This is a genomic window from Paenibacillus sp. FSL R7-0179, from assembly GCF_038002265.1.
Lineage (GTDB): Bacteria > Bacillota > Bacilli > Paenibacillales > Paenibacillaceae > Paenibacillus_AQ.
In genome coordinates this window covers 2,950,782-2,967,695 of record NZ_JBBOCC010000001.1, presented here as the reverse complement: position 1 = coordinate 2,967,695, position 16,914 = coordinate 2,950,782, and the positions used below count along the sequence as shown (strand labels likewise).

The window sequence follows — 16,914 nt, the reverse complement described above, 5'->3', positions numbered from 1 at the left end:
TTAGCCCATCACCTTGTCAGCCGGCACTTCTGGAGCACTCTCTTTATGGGTCAGGTCAGGATGTATGACCGCCCGGTATGCGCCGTCTCCCGACAGTGTCCCGCCATCCAGCCCGATGAGTACCCTTGTGCTGCAAAAGGTATCACCGCCAAGCTCTATCCTTACCTTATCCGGCTTCAGCGCGAGCATGAAGGATGCCCCGCGGTTGACGCCCCTGTACGGCACCAGCCGCACTCTGTCCTGCCAGGGGAACGACTGCCCGTCCGTTTCCAGTACAAGTGTATCTGCACCCGTCTGGGTCAGCCTCCCTTTCCAGGAAGCCGGCAAATGCCCTTCCCACAGCGAGGCTTCCATCACCATGACCGGAATCCTCGTCAGCGGATCGCTGAGCCGGTTCCCGGTATCCAGCAGTCCGGGGCAGGTAACCGACACTCCGCCGATCTCCACTGTCACTTCCCCGATATAGGAGTCCAGCTGCTCTCTGTGCCGGCGGGAGGACTGGATCCCCTTGAAGAGCAGCAGCACCAGCGGAAGCAGGGCAAGCACGAACCAGAACCCGATCTTCAGCCGGTAAGCTTGGCCTCCCGATGAGGTGAAGATCATGCCCTTCCAGAGGTCACCAGAGCTTTGCAGCAGATAATGAACGCCTATGATCCCTCCCGCCGCCGCAAAATTAATGATATAAAACGCCCCGAATGCCCGAAGATAGCTTTGCAGACTTCTAAATCCAAAGGCTATCCAGATCATCAAAACCGATAGACCGAATTTGACGAGAAAGGTATACATAAAGGACAGCTCCGGTACAAACATCATGACAACATAGAGCGCCCCTGCCAGCGCTGAGAGAGTCAGGCGCCACCAGGATATCTTGTGCTTAACCAGCCAGCTTGTCAGCCACAGCAGGACTCCGTCGATCAGCAGATTGGCGGCAAAAATCAAGTCAATATACACAACCATCGCTCTCACCTGCCTGCAAGCGGATATCTATCCGGAGGCCGGGGTGCAGGCTCTCTTTTTAGACGATAAGATTAGTATAGAAACTCCCGCATCCAAAGTCTGTCTAAACATGGGGGGCGTTCTTGCAGTTTTTTTGTCGAGTTATGGGCCTTAAGAGGAACCTTAATGCACAACAAAAGCCAACCTTGGGCGGCTGGCTTCATGCATGACGTATTTAATTGTTGATAGATTTCAACTCTTCTTCGGAAAGTCCGGTTGCCTTCTGCACAGAAGGACGATCCATTCCCATAGACAGGAGATTCTTCGCTATTACCCGCTTGGCCTCCTGTTTACCCGCCATAGTGCCTTCCTCCACGCCCTTAGCAAAGCCTTCTCTTAGCGCACCCTCCCGCTGCGAGGCTTCGTCCATCAGGAACTTCTGGCGGTCCTCATACTTGCGGCGGGCCTCCGAATCCTGGCTCAGAAATTCCAGCGTCTCCATCGCCTTCTTCAAGGCCGGCTCATTCATTTGCAGCACCTCCCAATCAGAGTAGTCAATCCCTTTCAGGAACAGCAGCCAGTTCACAAGGCCGCCCTCGCCGGGCGTAACCGGCTTGTTTAGCTTAGGCAGCTCCAGGAAATGAATCTCGATATCATCTGTCAGCGGCGCTCCGCTGCTGTCCTCCCGCAAATGAAATACACTGTGTGTATGTTCATTAGGCAGCACCTTGTAATTCAGAATATTAATCGTCACGCATTTCTTAAGCTCGGTATATTTCCCGCTGACCTGAAGCTGCCCGGCATAACGCTTGCTCCAATAATACAGCGTGCGTTTCTCAATATCATATTTGTTGAACAGCTGCATCTCAATATTGATCAGCTTGCCGCCCACCGTCTTGGCCCATATATCAAATATCGCTTGCTTATCCAGCGGATCATCCTTATCTGTATAAGGATTGAGCAGCACCACTTCCTCCAGCGGAAGATCGCCCGCATCCAGGAATATCTGATTCAGAAAGGCGAGCAGTACATCCTTGTTGCTCTCGCTTGCAAAAATCCGCTTAAATACAAAATCCACCCGGGGGTCCAGCATTTCCATGGTATCGTCTCCCGTTATCGTTATTATACAGCTTGAAAAGCAAAAAAACACCATACCCCGCAGTTCAAAGCTGCGTGATACGGTGCTTCCGTAACAGTCTATGCTATTAATAGCGATTTAAAGGCTCTTAATCATTATTGCCGCGTGTCCGGTTGCGCAGGAAGGTCGGAATATCCAGCTGATCAGAGCTTGTCTGATTCCCGAACGGACGAAGATTCTCACTCTTGCTCTTATTATCAGCAGCCGGCTCGCTGTTTGCCGCAGGACGGCGTACAGGAGCTATTGGAGAAGGCTTGTGTTCAAATCCGGTCGCAATCACAGTAACCTTGATTTCATCCTTCATACTCTCTTCGATAATGGCACCGAAGATCATATTCACTTCAGGGTCGGAAGCAGAGGTAACAATCTCGGCAGCTTCATTCACTTCGTACAGGGAGAGGTTAGAGCCGCCTGTAATGTTCATAATAACACCGCGCGCACCTTCGATGGATGTTTCAAGCAGCGGGCTCATAATCGCCTTGCGGGCCGCCTCAGATGCTCGGTTCTCGCCGGTGGCAATCCCGATGCCCATAAGCGCTGAACCGCGCTCGGTCATAATCGTCTTCACATCGGCAAAGTCAAGGTTGATCAGACCGGGAACCTGAATAAGGTCGGAGATGCCTTGTACTGCCTGCCGGAGTACATTGTCCGCTTCACGGAACGCTTCCAGCATTGGAGTCTTCTTATCCACAATTTCCAGGAGGCGGTCATTCGGAATCACAATCAGCGTATCAACCTTTTCCTTGAGCGCTTCGATTCCAAGCTCTGCCTGATTGGCACGTTTTCTGCCTTCAAAAGTGAACGGGCGGGTTACAACGCCTACCGTCAACGCTCCACACTCCCGGGCGATTTCAGCAATGACAGGCGCTGCGCCTGTTCCGGTACCGCCCCCCATGCCTGCGGTAACGAAGACCATGTCCGCGCCCTTCAGCGTATTCGAGATCAGATCGCGGGATTCCTCTGCCGCCTTCTTGCCGACCTCAGGATTCGCTCCTGCGCCAAGTCCGCGGGTCAATTTATCCCCGATTTGTAATTTATGCTCCGATTTGGCCATATGCAGCGCTTGGGCGTCTGTATTAACCGTGATGAACTCAACACCCTGAACGCCATTTTCAATCATCCGGTTCACAGCGTTGCTTCCTCCGCCGCCGACGCCGATGACTTTTATTTGCGCCAAGCTCTCCATTTCAAAATCAAATTCCAACATATTGTTTCCATCTCCCCCTCGAGTAGTGCTTGGATGGCCAATCCAAGTATATCTGGATTACTCTTATATGAACTCGCTAAACATATTCTTTAGTCGTTCCACCAGACCCGGCTTCTTGGAAGAATCCTGAACCGGCGCTGCGCTCTGCTTGCTGCGGTTAACGGTCTTCTTGTTGGCACTTCCGCCGCTGCTGCGTCCACGGTAGTTGCGCACCACATTATGAAGGATGCCTACACCGCCGGTGAAGCCGGGGTCACGCACTCCGATATAATCCGGCACAGCGATCCGTACGGAGGCTGCCAGCTCGTTCTGGGCTACCTTAAGCACCCCTGGCATCGAAACTGTGCCACCCGTAAGTATATAACCTCCCGGGAGCTCCGTATAACCAAGCCGCTTCACTTCCTGACGGATCAGGTGGAAGATTTCCTGGACTCTCGGCTCGATAATCGCTGCCAGATCCTCCTGGTTGAATTCCTTCTCCACATTACTGCCGATACGCAGAACCTTGAAGACTACCTCTGAAGCGGCATCATCGATCCAGGCACAGCCGTATTTCAGCTTGACCTTCTCCGCCTGGTCGGTAAGTGTACGAAGTCCGTACGCAATATCATTGGTTACGAATTCTCCTCCGATCGGAATCGTGGAGGTTGCACTAAGGGAACCTTCTTCATATACAGCTATCGTGGCTTGTCCGGCACCGATATCCACCAGTACAGCCCCCATTGATTTCTCATCTTTGGAGAGCGCTAATCCGCCAGCCCCGAGAGACATAAGGACAAGATCTTTAACCTTCAGACCTGATTTCTCCACGCAGCGGAGCAGATTATGTATGGGGGTCTTGGCACCGGTGATGATCGTAGCCTCCACTTCCAGGCGGACGCCGATCATGCCGCGCGGGTCCTGAATGCCTTCAAGGCCGTCGACGATATACTGCTTGGCGACAACATCAATGACCTCGCGTTCCGGCGGAAGTGCAATCACCTCCGCAGCCTTGATTACGCGGTCGATATCATCTTCGCCGATCTCACGGTCCTCATTCTGAACGGCAACTACGCCGTGGCTGGATTGCAGGCCGATATGGTTGCCGGATATGCCGACATACACCTCGGATATTTGAATACCGACCATTTGCTCCGCATGCTCTACGGCACTCCTGATCGATTGCACAGTCTGATCGATGTCTACAATCGCACCCTTGCGTATCCCTTCCGAATCAGCAGATCCAACGCCAATAATATTGAAGGTTCCACTAGTAACTTCCCCGATTATTGCCCGAACTTTGGATGTACCGATGTCCAAACTAACAATGATGTCATTGTTGCTCAAGCCCTATGGCACCTCCTGTTATAATCATAATAAACATGTCTTTGATCCCGGTCGCGGGAAACATCTCTGTACATATTCAACATCCCTAATCCTTTCCCTCTTTTTTCAACAAATTTTTTGAGAGGAATAATATGACAAGGTATTCACGTGCAGGCAGGCACCCTCCGCTTAGCGGGATCAGCACCTGACATTCAAACAAGTGGAAACTAGAGAACAGCGGCTATATCCTGGATTACATCTCAAAAAATCCGCAGAAAAAAGAGGGATATTGCTTATTACCCGTAAAACAGATTGTAGCATTTTTTCCGCCCTATTAGTAGGGACTATTTACTCCCCCGCATCTGCGTCTTCCCCGGTGTCCCCGGCTTCGGTATGGAACGGAACATAGGAGTCCGCCTCCAGCATTTTGATCAGTCCCGGCTCCTCCGTCTGAATCACCTGATTCAAATAGCCTACTTTATCCTTGAGCAGCGAAATCGCCGTTATGACCTCAAACCGTGAACGTGTATAGAGCTTAATCCGGTCCGGAAAAGACAACGTCGGGGAAGGTACAATCTCCGATATATCACTGGTCAGCTCATTCGGAATTCCAGCCAGCGCCTGGCACAGCTTGGCCTTAAAAGGGTCTTCAGCCTTCCAGTTAGTCAATATCGGCTTCTCTACAGCAATTCCCGTATCCGTCACAGAGACGGCGGCCCCGCTCGACAGAATAGCTTCCAGCATGCCTGCCTGGTCCAGCTCATAAGCAACCGCCGGGTACTCCTTCACGGTAATTGTAACCACTCCGGGGAACTTCTTGCTTACTTGGGCCTCCTGAACCGTATCCAGCTCCTCCAGCGCCTTCCCCACAGAATCTCCGGAGACGGCGAAGAACTGTCCCCCGATCTTCAGGCCGCTTGCAGCCAGCAGCTGCTCACGGGACGTATATTTATCCCCCTGCATTTCAATGGCTGTAATCTTGCTGATCGACGAACGGAAGAAGATTACCGCCAGCAGCGCAGTAAACAGCAGTGCCAGAATGATGATGATTTTACGGTTTTTTCTCTTGCTAGGCTTGTCCTCTTTCAAAAGAGGTATTCGCGTTTTTGGCATTCTCATATCTCCGTAATAAGGCCCTGTCTCCTTCCTCACGGCTACGCCGAAGGAGACAGGGAGCTTTAATTGGCCAAATCCAGCGGGTCAGGCACAGGCACCTTGCGGGTAATGCGTGCCCCCAGCTTTTGAAACAGTAATTCGATGCCGTCATATCCCCGGTCAATATGATGCGCCTGCTCAACAATAGTCGTTCCCTGAGCAGCCAGCCCGGCGATTACCAGGGCAGCTCCGGCCCGCAGGTCAGTGGCCTCAACCGTGGCTCCATACAACCGCTGAACGCCGCGTATGAAGGCCCTGCTCATATCAATAGAGATATCCGCTCCCATCCGGGCCATCTCCTCCACGTGCTTGAAGCGCCCCTCAAAAACCGTTTCCTTGATTACACTGAATCCGTCGGCCAGGGACAATAGAACCATAACCTGGGATTGCAGGTCTGTAGGAAAAGATGGGTACGGAGAGGTAACAATACGCTCAACTGCACGGGGACGTCCCATACAGCTGATATTAATTATATCATTGCATACTGTAATTTGAACACCGGCGCGCCTCAGGATGTGGATCAGGGAGGTCAAATGTCCTGCATTGGTGTGGGTCAGCGTGACATTTCCCCGTGTGGCGGCGGCGGCAATCATCACGGTTCCGGCAACAATCCGGTCGGGGATCACCTCATAGCTGCAGGCATGGAGCTTGCGGACACCCTGAATGGTGATCGTATCGGTCCCTGCGCCGATAATTTGTGCCCCCATCGCATTGAGGAAGTTCTGCAGATCCTGGATTTCCGGCTCTCTCGCTGCCCCGGAGATAGTGGTCGTGCCCTCAGCCATGGCGGCGGCCATCATGATATTCTCCGTGGCGCCTACGCTGGGATAATCCAGATGAATATCACAGCCCCTCAAGCCGGCAGCCCGGCAGCAGATCCGGCCGCCCGTCTCCTCAATCTCTGCCCCGAGCAGCTTGAGGCCATGCAGGTGAAGGTCGATCTTGCGCTCACCGATGGCACAGCCCCCCGGCTGATAGATCGTCACTTCCCCGAACTTGGCCAAAAGCGGGCCCATCAGGAATATGGAGGATCTCATCTGCCGCATCAGGTCCTCCGGAACATGAGAGGTCAGGAGAAAGGATGTATCTACGGTGACCGTCTCCTCTTCATGCACTGTCCTGCAGCCCAGCCGCTGCAGAATATGCAGCATTGTTTCGATGTCCAGCAGCTTCGGCACATTATGCAGTGAGTGAACTCCTTCGGCCAGCAGGCTGGCTGCCAGAATCGGCAGTGCCGCATTCTTTGCTCCATGGATACGTATGGTGCCTGACAGGGGGGTTCCACCCTCAATCACCAATTTGTCCAATGTATCACCTCCGAGATTACCGCTCACCCACCGTAAGCACTTCCTGGCCCCGCTGTCCTGCGTAATGGGCCGGAACGGATTCCGTCTCCAAGGCTCAGACATCAAGAAGCGCTCTGGGTGATTGTCACGATTATAGGATCATCCTATGTTAGGAGTCCCGTGTGTGTGACAATGTAAGCCCGGATTCTAGCGTTTACGTCCTGCAGCCAGCCTGCGCAGCTCGCTGACTACCAGGGAGGCGGAATCTCTTTTGCCCAGGCGCCTTGAGGCCTCCGACATGCTATGGCGCAGCGTATCCGCTCCGATGATCTTCTGAACCGCTGTGAACAGCGCCTCGCCGCTTAAGTCCTTCTCCAGCAGCACCACTGCCGCCCCTTCACCTTCCAGCGCTCTGGCGTTGGCTTCCTGATGGTTGTTCGTTACATTGGGAGACGGAATGAGCACAGAGGGTATGCCAAGCGCGGTAATCTCTGCAAGAAAAGAGGCGCCTGCCCGGTTAACGATCAGGGAAGTGCAGGCCAGCACCTCAGGCATATTGTGAACATAGGGGAGGACATGCAGCCAGTTCGGAATACCGCCGAGCTGCTCGCGTACCGCTTTGCGGGTATCCTCAAAGTAAGATTCTCCAGTCACATACACATAGTGAACACCATTACCCTTACCCACAAACGGTGCCATTTCAATCATGGCGCGGTTAATCGCCTTGGCTCCTCCGCTTCCTCCGACAACCAGCACCACCGTGCTTCCTTCGGGAATGCCGAGTGAAGCAAAGCCACGCTGCGGGTTCGCCGTCATGACCGTAGTGGCCCGGGGATTGCCCGTATAGATTACATTTTTGGCCCCGGGAAAAGCCGGCTCTGTGCCTTCAAAGCTCACCGCGACTGTGCTGGCATACCGGCTGAGAAAACGGTTGGTCAGTCCCGGAATTGCATTCTGTTCATGGATCAGCGTCGGGATACCGAGCCGGGAGGCTGCATACACAACAGGCCCGCAGACATACCCCCCGGTACCGACAACCACATCAGGCTTGAACTCGCGCAGCATGGCCTTGGAGGCTTTGACCCCCTTAAGGAACCGCATAACCGTCTTCACATTATCCATCGACAGCTTGCGGCGGAAGCCTGTAATATCAATGGACTGGAAAGGCAGATTCTCCTGGGGAACCAGCTTGCTCTCCAGACCCCGCTTGCCTCCGATATACAGGAAGACAGAATCCGCATCTTCGGATTCCAGTTGTCTGGCTACGGCTACGGCAGGATAGATATGTCCTCCCGTGCCGCCGCCGCTAAGTACAATACGCATGTCTTTCACCTCGCATAACGGGATAAATTAAGCAGAATGCCAAGCGCTGTGAGCATCAGAGTGAGCGATGAGCCGCCATAGCTGATCAGCGGAAGCGTGATGCCGGTTACCGGAATCAGGCCGATTACCACGCCGATGTTGATGACCACCTGAACCGCCACCATACAGACGATCCCTACAGCTAGATAGCTGCCGAAGCGGTCCGGCAAACTCATGGCGACCTTCATTCCGCGCCAGATCAGCAGCAGGAACAGCAGCAGCACGGCCAGCCCCCCGATGAACCCCAGCTCCTCGGCCAAGATTGAGAAAATAAAATCAGTCTGCGGCTCCGGGACGTAGCTGTATTTTTGCCGGCTCATCCCGAAGCCCAGCCCGCCCAGCCCTCCGGGCCCTACCGCATAGAGTGACTGGATAATCTGATAACCGGCACCCAGCGGATCGGACCAGGGGTCCAGAAAGGCGGTAATCCGCTGCAGCCGGTAAGGCGCAGCTGCAATGAGTCCGGCGAACCCGGCCAGCCCCAGCGCACCGAGGGAGAGCAGATGCTTCATCCGCGCCCCCGCTGTGAAGACCATCATCATGGCTGCGCCGAACATGACAGTGCCTGTACCGAGATCCGGCTGAAGCATAATCAGTGCGAATGCGGAGCCGATCAGCGCAAGCGGCGGAAGCAGCCCGCGCATGAAGCTGGAGATGTCATACTCCTCGGTACCAAGCCATTTGGCCAGGAAGAGGATCATCCCCATCTTCATGAACTCCGAGGGCTGAATCCCGAAGGAGCTGATGCCGAGCCAGCTGCGTGCACCGCCGCGCACCACGCCGATGCCGGGAATCAGCACCAGCACCAGCAGGGCGAAGCACACGAGCAGGAGCGGCCGGGCGAACCTTTTCAGCACCAGATAATCGGTGTTCGCTGTAATGAACATCGCGATGAGGCCCAGGCCTGCGAACAGCATCTGTCTTTTGACAAAATAAAACGAATCGCCATAATTGCGGAAGCCCAGAACGGACCCGGCACTGTATACCATTACCATACCGATAGCCAGCAAAGCCAGTATCGGAAGCAGCAGCCAGATATCGGGCGCATGACGGGATTTGTTCATCAGGAGCACACCTCTTGCATCCGTAGTAGGGGCTTATCCACCCCCCTACTTAAAGATTATGCACCGCCTCTTTAAAAATACGCCCGCGCTCCTCATAGGAGGTAAACATATCCCAGCTGGCACAGGCAGGGGACAGAAGAACTACATCCCCGGCTTCCGCCAGGGCCGAAGCCTCCCGCACAGCCTGCTCCAGCACAGCAGCGGCACTCTCCCCATTATCGACGGAGATGACCGTCTTTACTCCTGCCAGCCGGGCTACAGCCGCCAGCTTGTCCCGGGTCTGCCCAAGCGCCACCAGGGCTTTGACATTCTCTCCAAGGACAGGCAGCAGCTCCATATAATCCGAGCCGCGGTCCAGGCCCCCGGCAATAAGAATGACCGGCTTCCGGAAGGAGGCCAGCGCCATGGAGGTAGCTTTGGAATTGGTAGCCTTGGAATTGTTATAATAGGCGGCCCCTGCCTTATCTGTTACATACTCCAGCCTGTGCTCCACCCCGCGGAAGGAAGCCAGCACCGGGCCCAGCACCGCCGGGTCCGCCCCTGCGGCAATGGCAATGCCGCAGGCAGCCAGCGCATTTCCCACATTGAAGCGGCCGGGAAGTCCGATAGAATCGACATCTGCTATTTCAGTCTCGCTCTCGGTGTAATCGCGGTAGATAATGACCCGCTTCAGCTCGTCTACCGTATCCGGCACGTAGGACGGGCGGACGAAGATGCCCTGCACCAGCTCCTCGTTCATGGAGAAGGGCAGAATACCCGCCTTAAGATAGGGCACCAGTTCCCGGCAGACCGGATCATCCCAGTTCAGCACAGCGGTATCCTCCGGTCCCTGATTCGCGAACAGCTTGGATTTGGAGGCTACATAATCCTCCATGCCCCCATGGTAGTCGAGGTGGGTCTCCGCGACATTCAGCAGGGCAGCAATCTTCGGCCGGAACGCTTCCGTGCCCTTCAGCTGGAAGCTGCTTAGCTCGACCACCATCCAGTTGTCCGCGTCAGCCTCCTGTGCGGCCTGGGAGAGCGGTGTTCCTATGTTCCCGGCCACAATGGGCCGCATCCCCGCTGCCTCCAGCATATGGCCCACCCAGGTCGTTGTGGTGGTCTTGCCGTTAGAGCCGGTGATGCCGATCATCGGGGCAGCGCAGAGGTGATACGCGACCTCTACCTCGGTCACCACCTCAATCCCCAGCTCCAGCGCCTGCTGTACCGGAGCAACCGAATAAGGAATCCCCGGATTCTTGACAAGCAGCTCCACTCCCTCGTGGATCAGACTCTCCGGATGCCCGCCGCATATAACAGAAATTCCCAAAGATTCCAGTTCGGAAGCTTCGGGACTCTGATCTCTTTCCTTTTTGTCATTGACCGTCACCACAGCGCCGTGTTCATGCAGCACCTTGGCCACCTGGACGCCGCTTTTGGCGAGCCCCAGGACAACCACCTCTTGACCACGGTACAGATCCGGATGTTTCATTCGTTACAACCCCTTGATGAGATATAGTCCAGCTGCCGCCAGCACAAGGCCCACCGCCCAGAAGGAGACGACTACACGCCACTCCGACCAGCCGCCCAGCTCAAAGTGATGATGGATCGGGCTCATTCTGAATACCCGTTTGCCGCGTGTCTTAAACGAGGCGACCTGAATAATTACGGACAGCATTTCAACCACGAAGACTCCGCCGATCACCACAAAGAGCAGCTCGGTCTTGGTGACAATAGCAATCGCGCCAATCGCCCCGCCGATCCCGAAGGAGCCGAAATCGCCCATGAACACCTTGGCAGGATGGGCGTTGAATACGAGAAAGCCAAGCACTGCGCCAATCATCGCAGCCGCACAGACACCAGCGGCAATTGAGGTTGCCTGCATGGCTACCACCGCGAAGGCAGCGAGCGCAATCGCGCTTACGCCTGACAGCAGACCATCCACACCGTCCGTGAAGTTAACGGCATTCGTGACCGCCATCATCATCAGCACAATGAACGGATAATAGAACCAGGGGCCCCAGTCTAAGCTGAAGGAGGTTCCCGGTACGCTGATATTCGTATCATGCCCGGCCGAGATCAGCAGAATGCTGAGCACGACGCCGACCAGCAGCTGTCCCAGCAGCTTCTGGCGCGCCGTTAGGCCGAGGGAGCGCTTGAACACAATTTTGATATAATCATCCAGGAATCCAATGAGTCCATAGCCCAGCGTAGCGGCCAGCAGTACATAGAAGTCCGAATTAATGACCGAGAATTTCAGAAAAGACAGCGTGAACGCGACCATGATAATTACGCCGCCCATGGTCGGGGTTCCCGCCTTTTTCAGATGGGTCTGGGGCCCGTCGTCACGAACCTGCTGTCCCAGCTTAAGCCGGCGCAGCAGCGGTATGATCAGCGGAGCGGCAATGACCGCAAGGATAAAGGACACAGCAATAGTCAGCAGAAGTAATTGATAATCCATGGGTACACCCCTCCTTTAGTTAGCATTCGCTTCAGAATGTTCTTTCAAGCGCTTCAGCACTTCCTCCAGCCGCATCCCTCGGGATGCTTTGAACAGCACAACATCGTCATTGCCGCACTTCGCATTCAAGGCATCGATCAAGGCTTCTTTATCCGTAAAAGCAAAGATATGCCCGGCCTCGAACCGCTCCGAGGCCACCGCCGCAAGCTGCGCCGACAGCGGTCCGTAGGTGAATACGATATCTGTCAGCGCCGGGTCGAGATAGCTGCCGATCTGCCGGTGGAACTGAAGCTCCTCCGGCCCGAGTTCCAGCATGTCCCCCAGCACCGCGATTCTGCGGCCGCTGCATTTCATGGACTGCAGCACATCAATCGCCGCTCTCATGGAGGTAGGACTGGCATTATAGGCATCATTCAGCAGAACCAGTCCGCTGGCCGCCTGAATAACCTCAATCCGCATACCGGTCAGCTTGAGGCCGCTTAGTCCTTCTGCCATATTCTCACCCGTCACCTTATAATGACGCGCCACTGCAAGCGCAGCAAGCGCATTAATTACATTGTGCTGTCCGGGCAGCGGAAGGGTGAAGGCCCGCTCCCCATTCCGCAGCGAGGTGAAGGTCATCCCCCTGCTGTGTGTCATCAGGCCGGTCGGATAATCATCATTGTCAGCCGTCTGCCCGAAGCGGAAGGTCTGCAGCCCTTCAGGCGTGCGGAAGCCTGGATCGGCCAGAACCTCGGCAAGCAGCGGCTCATCCCCGTTATAGATCAGCAGCCCGCCCGGCTGAAGTCCGTCCACAATCTCAAGCTTCGCTCTGGCAATCTCCTTGCGGGAACCCAGCTGGAGCAGATGGGATTCGCCGACATTGGTAATCACCGCTACGTCAGGAGAAGCGAGCAGAGACAGCAGGGCGATCTCTCCCCGTGAGCTCATGCCCATCTCCAGCACAGCGATCTCCACATCACTGTCCATGGAGAGAATCGTAAGCGGCAGGCCGATATGATTGTTGAAGTTCCCTTGGGTCTTGTGTACCTTGTACTGCACTTCCAGCAGTGCCGTAATCATATCCTTGGTCGTCGTCTTGCCGTTGCTTCCTGTTACGGCAACCACCTGGGGGGCCACCTGAGCCAAATAGGCGGAGGACAGCTTCTGCAGTGCCGCTAGAGTGTCCTCTACCAGTATAACCCCGCCGCCTGCGGGTGCAGGCCCCTTATTCCTCTGCCAGAGGGTAGCGGCAGCTCCCGCCGCCAGCGAAGCGGCCGCATAGTGATGGCCGTCGAAGTTCTCCCCAACCAGCGGGACGAACAGGCAGTCCGGCGATATTTTGCGCGAGTCAGTTACAACTCCCTGAATCTCTATATCCTTAGCTTCGGATGAGGACAGCTCTCCTCCGCACATTTCCGCGACATTATGCAATGTTCTAATAATCAATAGCTTCGGCCCCTTATCACTTCTTTGGCAACGATGCGGTCATCGAAATCATGAACGACTCCCTTGATCAGCTGATAGGTCTCATGACCTTTCCCCGCAATCAATACTACATCGCCGGGGCTTGCCATTTCAATAGCTTTTGTGATGGCTTCCCGCCGGTCCGGAATCATCTCATAGCGCTCGCGCGCCACGCCATCCTCACGGAGGCCGGCCTCAATATCAGCCAGTATCTGCAGCGGGTCCTCGGTCCGCGGGTTGTCGGAGGTGACCAGTACATGGTCACTGTACTTCGCAGCAATTTTGCCCATGAGCGGCCGTTTGGTCGTATCACGGTCCCCGCCGCAGCCGAAGACCGTGAGCACCTTGCCTGCTGCAAATTCACATACCGCCTTCAGCACATTCTCCAGACCGTCCGGCGTATGTGCATAGTCAACGATGACTGCGAAATCCTGCCCGGCATCGACCGATTCGACACGGCCGTCCACGCCGGCAACCGACTCCAGACTGGCCTTGATATCCGCAAGCGGCACATCCTCCAGCAGCGCAGCCGTAATCGCCGCAAGCGCATTATAGACGTTGAATTTACCGACCATGCGAAGCGAAATATCGGTCTCTCCTCTAAACGTCTCCACATGGAAAAAAGTTCCTTTGGCGGTGATCGATATTTGCGATGCCCGGACATTGGCGGTCTTGTCGATACCATATGTAATGACCTCCGCTGCGGTCTGGGCGGCAAAATAGGCGCTGGCTTCATCGTCGGCATTCAGCACCGCATACTTGCGTTCTTCCTTCCACGGGGAGATCACATTGCCGAGCCGTGAGAAGAACAAGCCCTTCACTGCGCGGTACTCCTCCATTGTATGATGGTAATCCAGGTGATCCTGGGTCAGATTCGTAAAGATCGCGGTGCGGTAGTCGGTCCCCTTTACCCGGCCCTGCTGGAGCGCATGGGAGGAGACTTCCATTACACAGCACTGCACACCCTTAAGCGCCATATGATTCAGACTGCGTTGAAGCTCCAGAGATTCCTGTGTCGTACCGGACATCGGATAGCTCTGACCGTCATACCGCATCTGGATCGTTCCGATCAGGCCGGTCTTCACCCCATGATCCTGCATGATCCGTTCAATCAGATAGGTGGTGGTCGTCTTGCCGTTGGTACCTGTGATGCCGATCAGCTTCATCCGGCTGCTCGGTGAACCGAAGAAGGCATTGGACAGCACAGACATGGCATACCGGCAGTCATCCACCACGATCTGCGGCAAGTCAATGTCCAGCTTCCGCTCGCAGACCAGAGCAGCCGCACCCTTGGCGGCAGCCTGAGGTGCGTAATCATGTCCGTCCACTGTATGTCCGGGCAGACAAATGAACAAATCGCCCGGACCCACCTTGCGTGAATCGGCCTGCAAATCTGAAATTTCTATGTCTCCGTCCCCGTATAGACGGGCAGCGGCCAGACAAGAAGAGAGTTCTTTAATTAACATAGCTATCCCTCACTCTGCATAAAATCCTTATATTTTGGGTAATTTATCCATCCAAATAAATTGTATTTGTAAGTTTTTCAGTATATAACAAACCTTAAGGCTCACTTGGCGTTCCCATATAAATCCGGATGGTGGAGCCCTGCTGCACTCTTGCCCCGGCCTTCGGGGCCTGATTGATCACAGTATTGCCGGTGCCGGAACGGACCAGCATGAAATTCATGTTCAAGTCCTCATAGATATCCTGAACTGTTGCCCCCGTAAGATCAGGGACCGTCACTATCGGAGTCTCTCCGTATTTATAGGTTCTCGGCAGCTGATCCTTACGCTCCGGAACCTTCAAATACAGAAGAGAATCCTCAAGAATATTCTGGACAATCGGAGCGGCAACTACACCCCCGAACTGAATTCCCTTCGGGTTATCGACTGCCGTATAGACTACGATCTGCGGATCATCCGCCGGCGCAAAGCCGATAAAGGATACGATATGCTCTGTAGGAGAATACCGGCCGTTGATTACCTTCTGTGCTGTCCCTGTCTTGCCGCCCACACGGTAGCCGTCAATAAATGCCGGCCGGCCTGTGCCTTTGGCAACTACGCTCTCAAGGGCAGCCCGCACTTTCTTCGAGGTCTCCTCCGAGATCACCTGCCGCACTTCCTCCGGCTCAGTCTCGGAGACAACGTTCCCGGTATCCGGGTTAATCCAGGCTTTGGCCACATGCGGAGTATACAGCTTGCCGCCGTTGATCGCTGCCGATACCGCAGCAATCTGCTGAATCGGCGTGACGGATACCCCTTGGCCGAATGCCGTGGTTGCCAGCTCCACCGGGCCCACCTGGGCGGGCTTGAACAGAATTCCGTTCGCTTCACCGTTCAGATCGATGCCCGTCTTGCTCCCGAAGCCGAAATCACGGATGTACTTGAACAGCGTATCCTTACCCAGACGCTGCCCCAAGGCAACGAACCCCGGGTTGCAGGAGTTCTCGACCACTTCAAGGAAGGTCTGACTTCCGTGACCGCCCTTCTTCCAGCAGCGCAGCTTCGCTCCGCCGACTTCAATGTAACCCGGATCGAAAAAATGCTCATGCTGCAGATCTACCTTCCCCTCCTCCAATGCCGCAGCCAGCGTGATGATCTTGAAGGTGGAACCTGGCTCATACGTCATCCAGATCGGAAGATTACGGTTATATACCTCAGCATCGTATTCCTGGTAGCTCCCTGGCTCATACCCCGGCCGGCTCGCCATCGCCAGAATCTCGCCGTTACGGGGGTCCATGGCAATAGACCAGGCGCCCTGCGCCTGATATTTCACCATGGCCTGATCCAGCTCGCGTTCCATAATGGATTGAATCTGCTTGTCGATGGTCAGCTGCAGGCTAAGTCCATCCTGCGGCTGCGTGTACTTCTCGGAGGACCCGGGCATCAGCCGGCCTCCCGCATCGGAGAGATAGGAGATATTGCCCGCACTCCCCTGAAGCAGCTTATCATAGATGCTCTCAATCCCGGTAATCCCCTGATTGTCGATTCCGGTGAAGCCCAGAATATGTGCGGCCAGATCCCCGAAGGGATAATACCGTTTGTTATCCTCAGCGACAACGATGCCCGGCAGCTGCAAATTACGGATGCTCGCGGCAAGCTCCATCGTAATTTTGCGGCCGCCGGGCTGCAGTTTCACTGAGGCTTTCTTTTGGGTGAGCAGCTGGGTCAGCTTCTCCTCGGTCATGCCGAGCAGCGGAGCCAGCTGCTTCGCAGTCTGTTCCTTCTCCTTCACCTGTACTGGAATGGCATAAACCGTGGGTGAGCTGATGTTATACGCCAGCGCCACACCCTCCCTGTCCAGAATCTCACCGCGTTTGGCGGTGAAGGGGATATTCCGCCGCCATAAATCCTCGGCCTTCTCGCTCAGCTTCTCGCCTTGGGTCAACTGTACATAGGCAAGGCGCACAGCCAGCGCACCGAACAACACGGCCAGTCCCAGCAGCGTCCACAGCATTCTCCGCCGGCTAACGACTTTTGATACCTTCACTCTGTTCTCCCCGCTTTCGCTCATAGACATGATCTCTTACCTTCATGACTATTCAGGACAAACAGGGGTTAGAACAAGCCTATATG

13 protein-coding genes are annotated in these 16,914 nt (G+C 55.0%); all 13 read right to left on the bottom strand.

Features of this window, described 5'->3' with window-relative positions:
- Positions 1–957 (bottom strand): sigma-E processing peptidase SpoIIGA, encoded by a 957-nt coding sequence (gene spoIIGA / locus MKX63_RS13115; protein ID WP_341017576.1) that lies wholly within the window; start codon positions 955–957, stop codon positions 1–3.
- 214 nt (positions 958–1,171) lie between these two features.
- The gene (locus MKX63_RS13110; RefSeq protein ID WP_341017574.1) at positions 1,172–2,035 is read right to left on the bottom strand and encodes an Rpn family recombination-promoting nuclease/putative transposase; all 864 of its coding nucleotides are present in this window, start codon (positions 2,033–2,035) and stop codon (positions 1,172–1,174) included.
- Positions 2,036–2,162: 127 nt separating this feature from the next.
- Positions 2,163–3,281: a cell division protein FtsZ gene (ftsZ, locus tag MKX63_RS13105; RefSeq protein ID WP_036690196.1), complete on the bottom strand. Its 1,119-nt coding sequence runs from the start codon at positions 3,279–3,281 to the stop codon at positions 2,163–2,165.
- A gap of 63 nt (positions 3,282–3,344) precedes the next feature.
- Positions 3,345–4,607, bottom strand: a complete 1,263-nt coding sequence (ftsA, locus tag MKX63_RS13100) for a cell division protein FtsA (RefSeq protein ID WP_341017571.1) — start codon at positions 4,605–4,607, stop codon at positions 3,345–3,347.
- A gap of 327 nt (positions 4,608–4,934) precedes the next feature.
- Positions 4,935–5,699 (bottom strand): cell division protein FtsQ/DivIB, encoded by a 765-nt coding sequence (locus tag MKX63_RS13095; protein WP_341017570.1) that lies wholly within the window; start codon positions 5,697–5,699, stop codon positions 4,935–4,937.
- Between the two features lie 65 nt (positions 5,700–5,764).
- A complete protein-coding gene (murA, locus tag MKX63_RS13090; RefSeq protein ID WP_341017568.1) occupies positions 5,765–7,048 on the bottom strand; it encodes a UDP-N-acetylglucosamine 1-carboxyvinyltransferase in 1,284 nt (427 codons plus the stop codon).
- 186 nt (positions 7,049–7,234) lie between these two features.
- On the bottom strand, positions 7,235–8,350 hold the full coding sequence (gene murG / locus MKX63_RS13085; protein WP_341017566.1) for an undecaprenyldiphospho-muramoylpentapeptide beta-N-acetylglucosaminyltransferase: 1,116 nt from the start codon (positions 8,348–8,350) through the stop codon (positions 7,235–7,237).
- A 5-nt stretch (positions 8,351–8,355) separates the two neighbouring features.
- Entirely contained in the window at positions 8,356–9,453 is a 1,098-nt protein-coding gene (gene spoVE, locus MKX63_RS13080) for a stage V sporulation protein E (protein ID WP_036724276.1), read from the bottom strand.
- Between the two features lie 49 nt (positions 9,454–9,502).
- Entirely contained in the window at positions 9,503–10,924 is a 1,422-nt protein-coding gene (gene murD, locus MKX63_RS13075) for a UDP-N-acetylmuramoyl-L-alanine--D-glutamate ligase (protein ID WP_341017564.1), read from the bottom strand.
- A gap of 3 nt (positions 10,925–10,927) precedes the next feature.
- Positions 10,928–11,893 (bottom strand): phospho-N-acetylmuramoyl-pentapeptide-transferase, encoded by a 966-nt coding sequence (gene mraY, locus MKX63_RS13070; RefSeq protein ID WP_341017563.1) that lies wholly within the window; start codon positions 11,891–11,893, stop codon positions 10,928–10,930.
- Positions 11,894–11,908: 15 nt separating this feature from the next.
- On the bottom strand, positions 11,909–13,318 hold the full coding sequence (locus MKX63_RS13065) for a UDP-N-acetylmuramoyl-tripeptide--D-alanyl-D-alanine ligase (protein ID WP_341018625.1): 1,410 nt from the start codon (positions 13,316–13,318) through the stop codon (positions 11,909–11,911).
- Positions 13,318–14,805, bottom strand: coding sequence for a UDP-N-acetylmuramoyl-L-alanyl-D-glutamate--2,6-diaminopimelate ligase (locus MKX63_RS13060; RefSeq protein WP_341017561.1), 1,488 nt, complete (start codon positions 14,803–14,805; stop codon positions 13,318–13,320). Before MKX63_RS13060 ends, MKX63_RS13065 begins: the two co-directional genes overlap by 1 nt.
- 94 nt (positions 14,806–14,899) lie before the next feature.
- Complete coding sequence (locus MKX63_RS13055; RefSeq protein WP_341018623.1) at positions 14,900–16,828, bottom strand: stage V sporulation protein D; 1,929 nt, start codon at positions 16,826–16,828, stop codon at positions 14,900–14,902.
- Positions 16,829–16,914 lie beyond the last annotated feature (86 nt).

What these genes read in the sequence shown, in the direction of transcription:
- spoIIGA (WP_341017576.1), bottom strand. Translation starts at nt 957, where the DNA reads ATGGTTGTGTATATTGACTTGATTTTTGCCGCCAATCTGCTGATCGAC.
- MKX63_RS13110 (WP_341017574.1), bottom strand. Translation starts at nt 2,035, where the DNA reads ATGGAAATGCTGGACCCCCGGGTGGATTTTGTATTTAAGCGGATTTTT.
- ftsZ (WP_036690196.1), bottom strand. Translation starts at nt 3,281, where the DNA reads ATGTTGGAATTTGATTTTGAAATGGAGAGCTTGGCGCAAATAAAAGTC.
- MKX63_RS13095 (WP_341017570.1), bottom strand. Translation starts at nt 5,699, where the DNA reads ATGCCAAAAACGCGAATACCTCTTTTGAAAGAGGACAAGCCTAGCAAG.
- murG (WP_341017566.1), bottom strand. Translation starts at nt 8,350, where the DNA reads ATGCGTATTGTACTTAGCGGCGGCGGCACGGGAGGACATATCTATCCT.
- spoVE (WP_036724276.1), bottom strand. Translation starts at nt 9,453, where the DNA reads ATGAACAAATCCCGTCATGCGCCCGATATCTGGCTGCTGCTTCCGATA.
- murD (WP_341017564.1), bottom strand. Translation starts at nt 10,924, where the DNA reads ATGAAACATCCGGATCTGTACCGTGGTCAAGAGGTGGTTGTCCTGGGG.
- mraY (WP_341017563.1), bottom strand. Translation starts at nt 11,893, where the DNA reads ATGGATTATCAATTACTTCTGCTGACTATTGCTGTGTCCTTTATCCTT.
- MKX63_RS13060 (WP_341017561.1), bottom strand. Translation starts at nt 14,805, where the DNA reads ATGTTAATTAAAGAACTCTCTTCTTGTCTGGCCGCTGCCCGTCTATAC.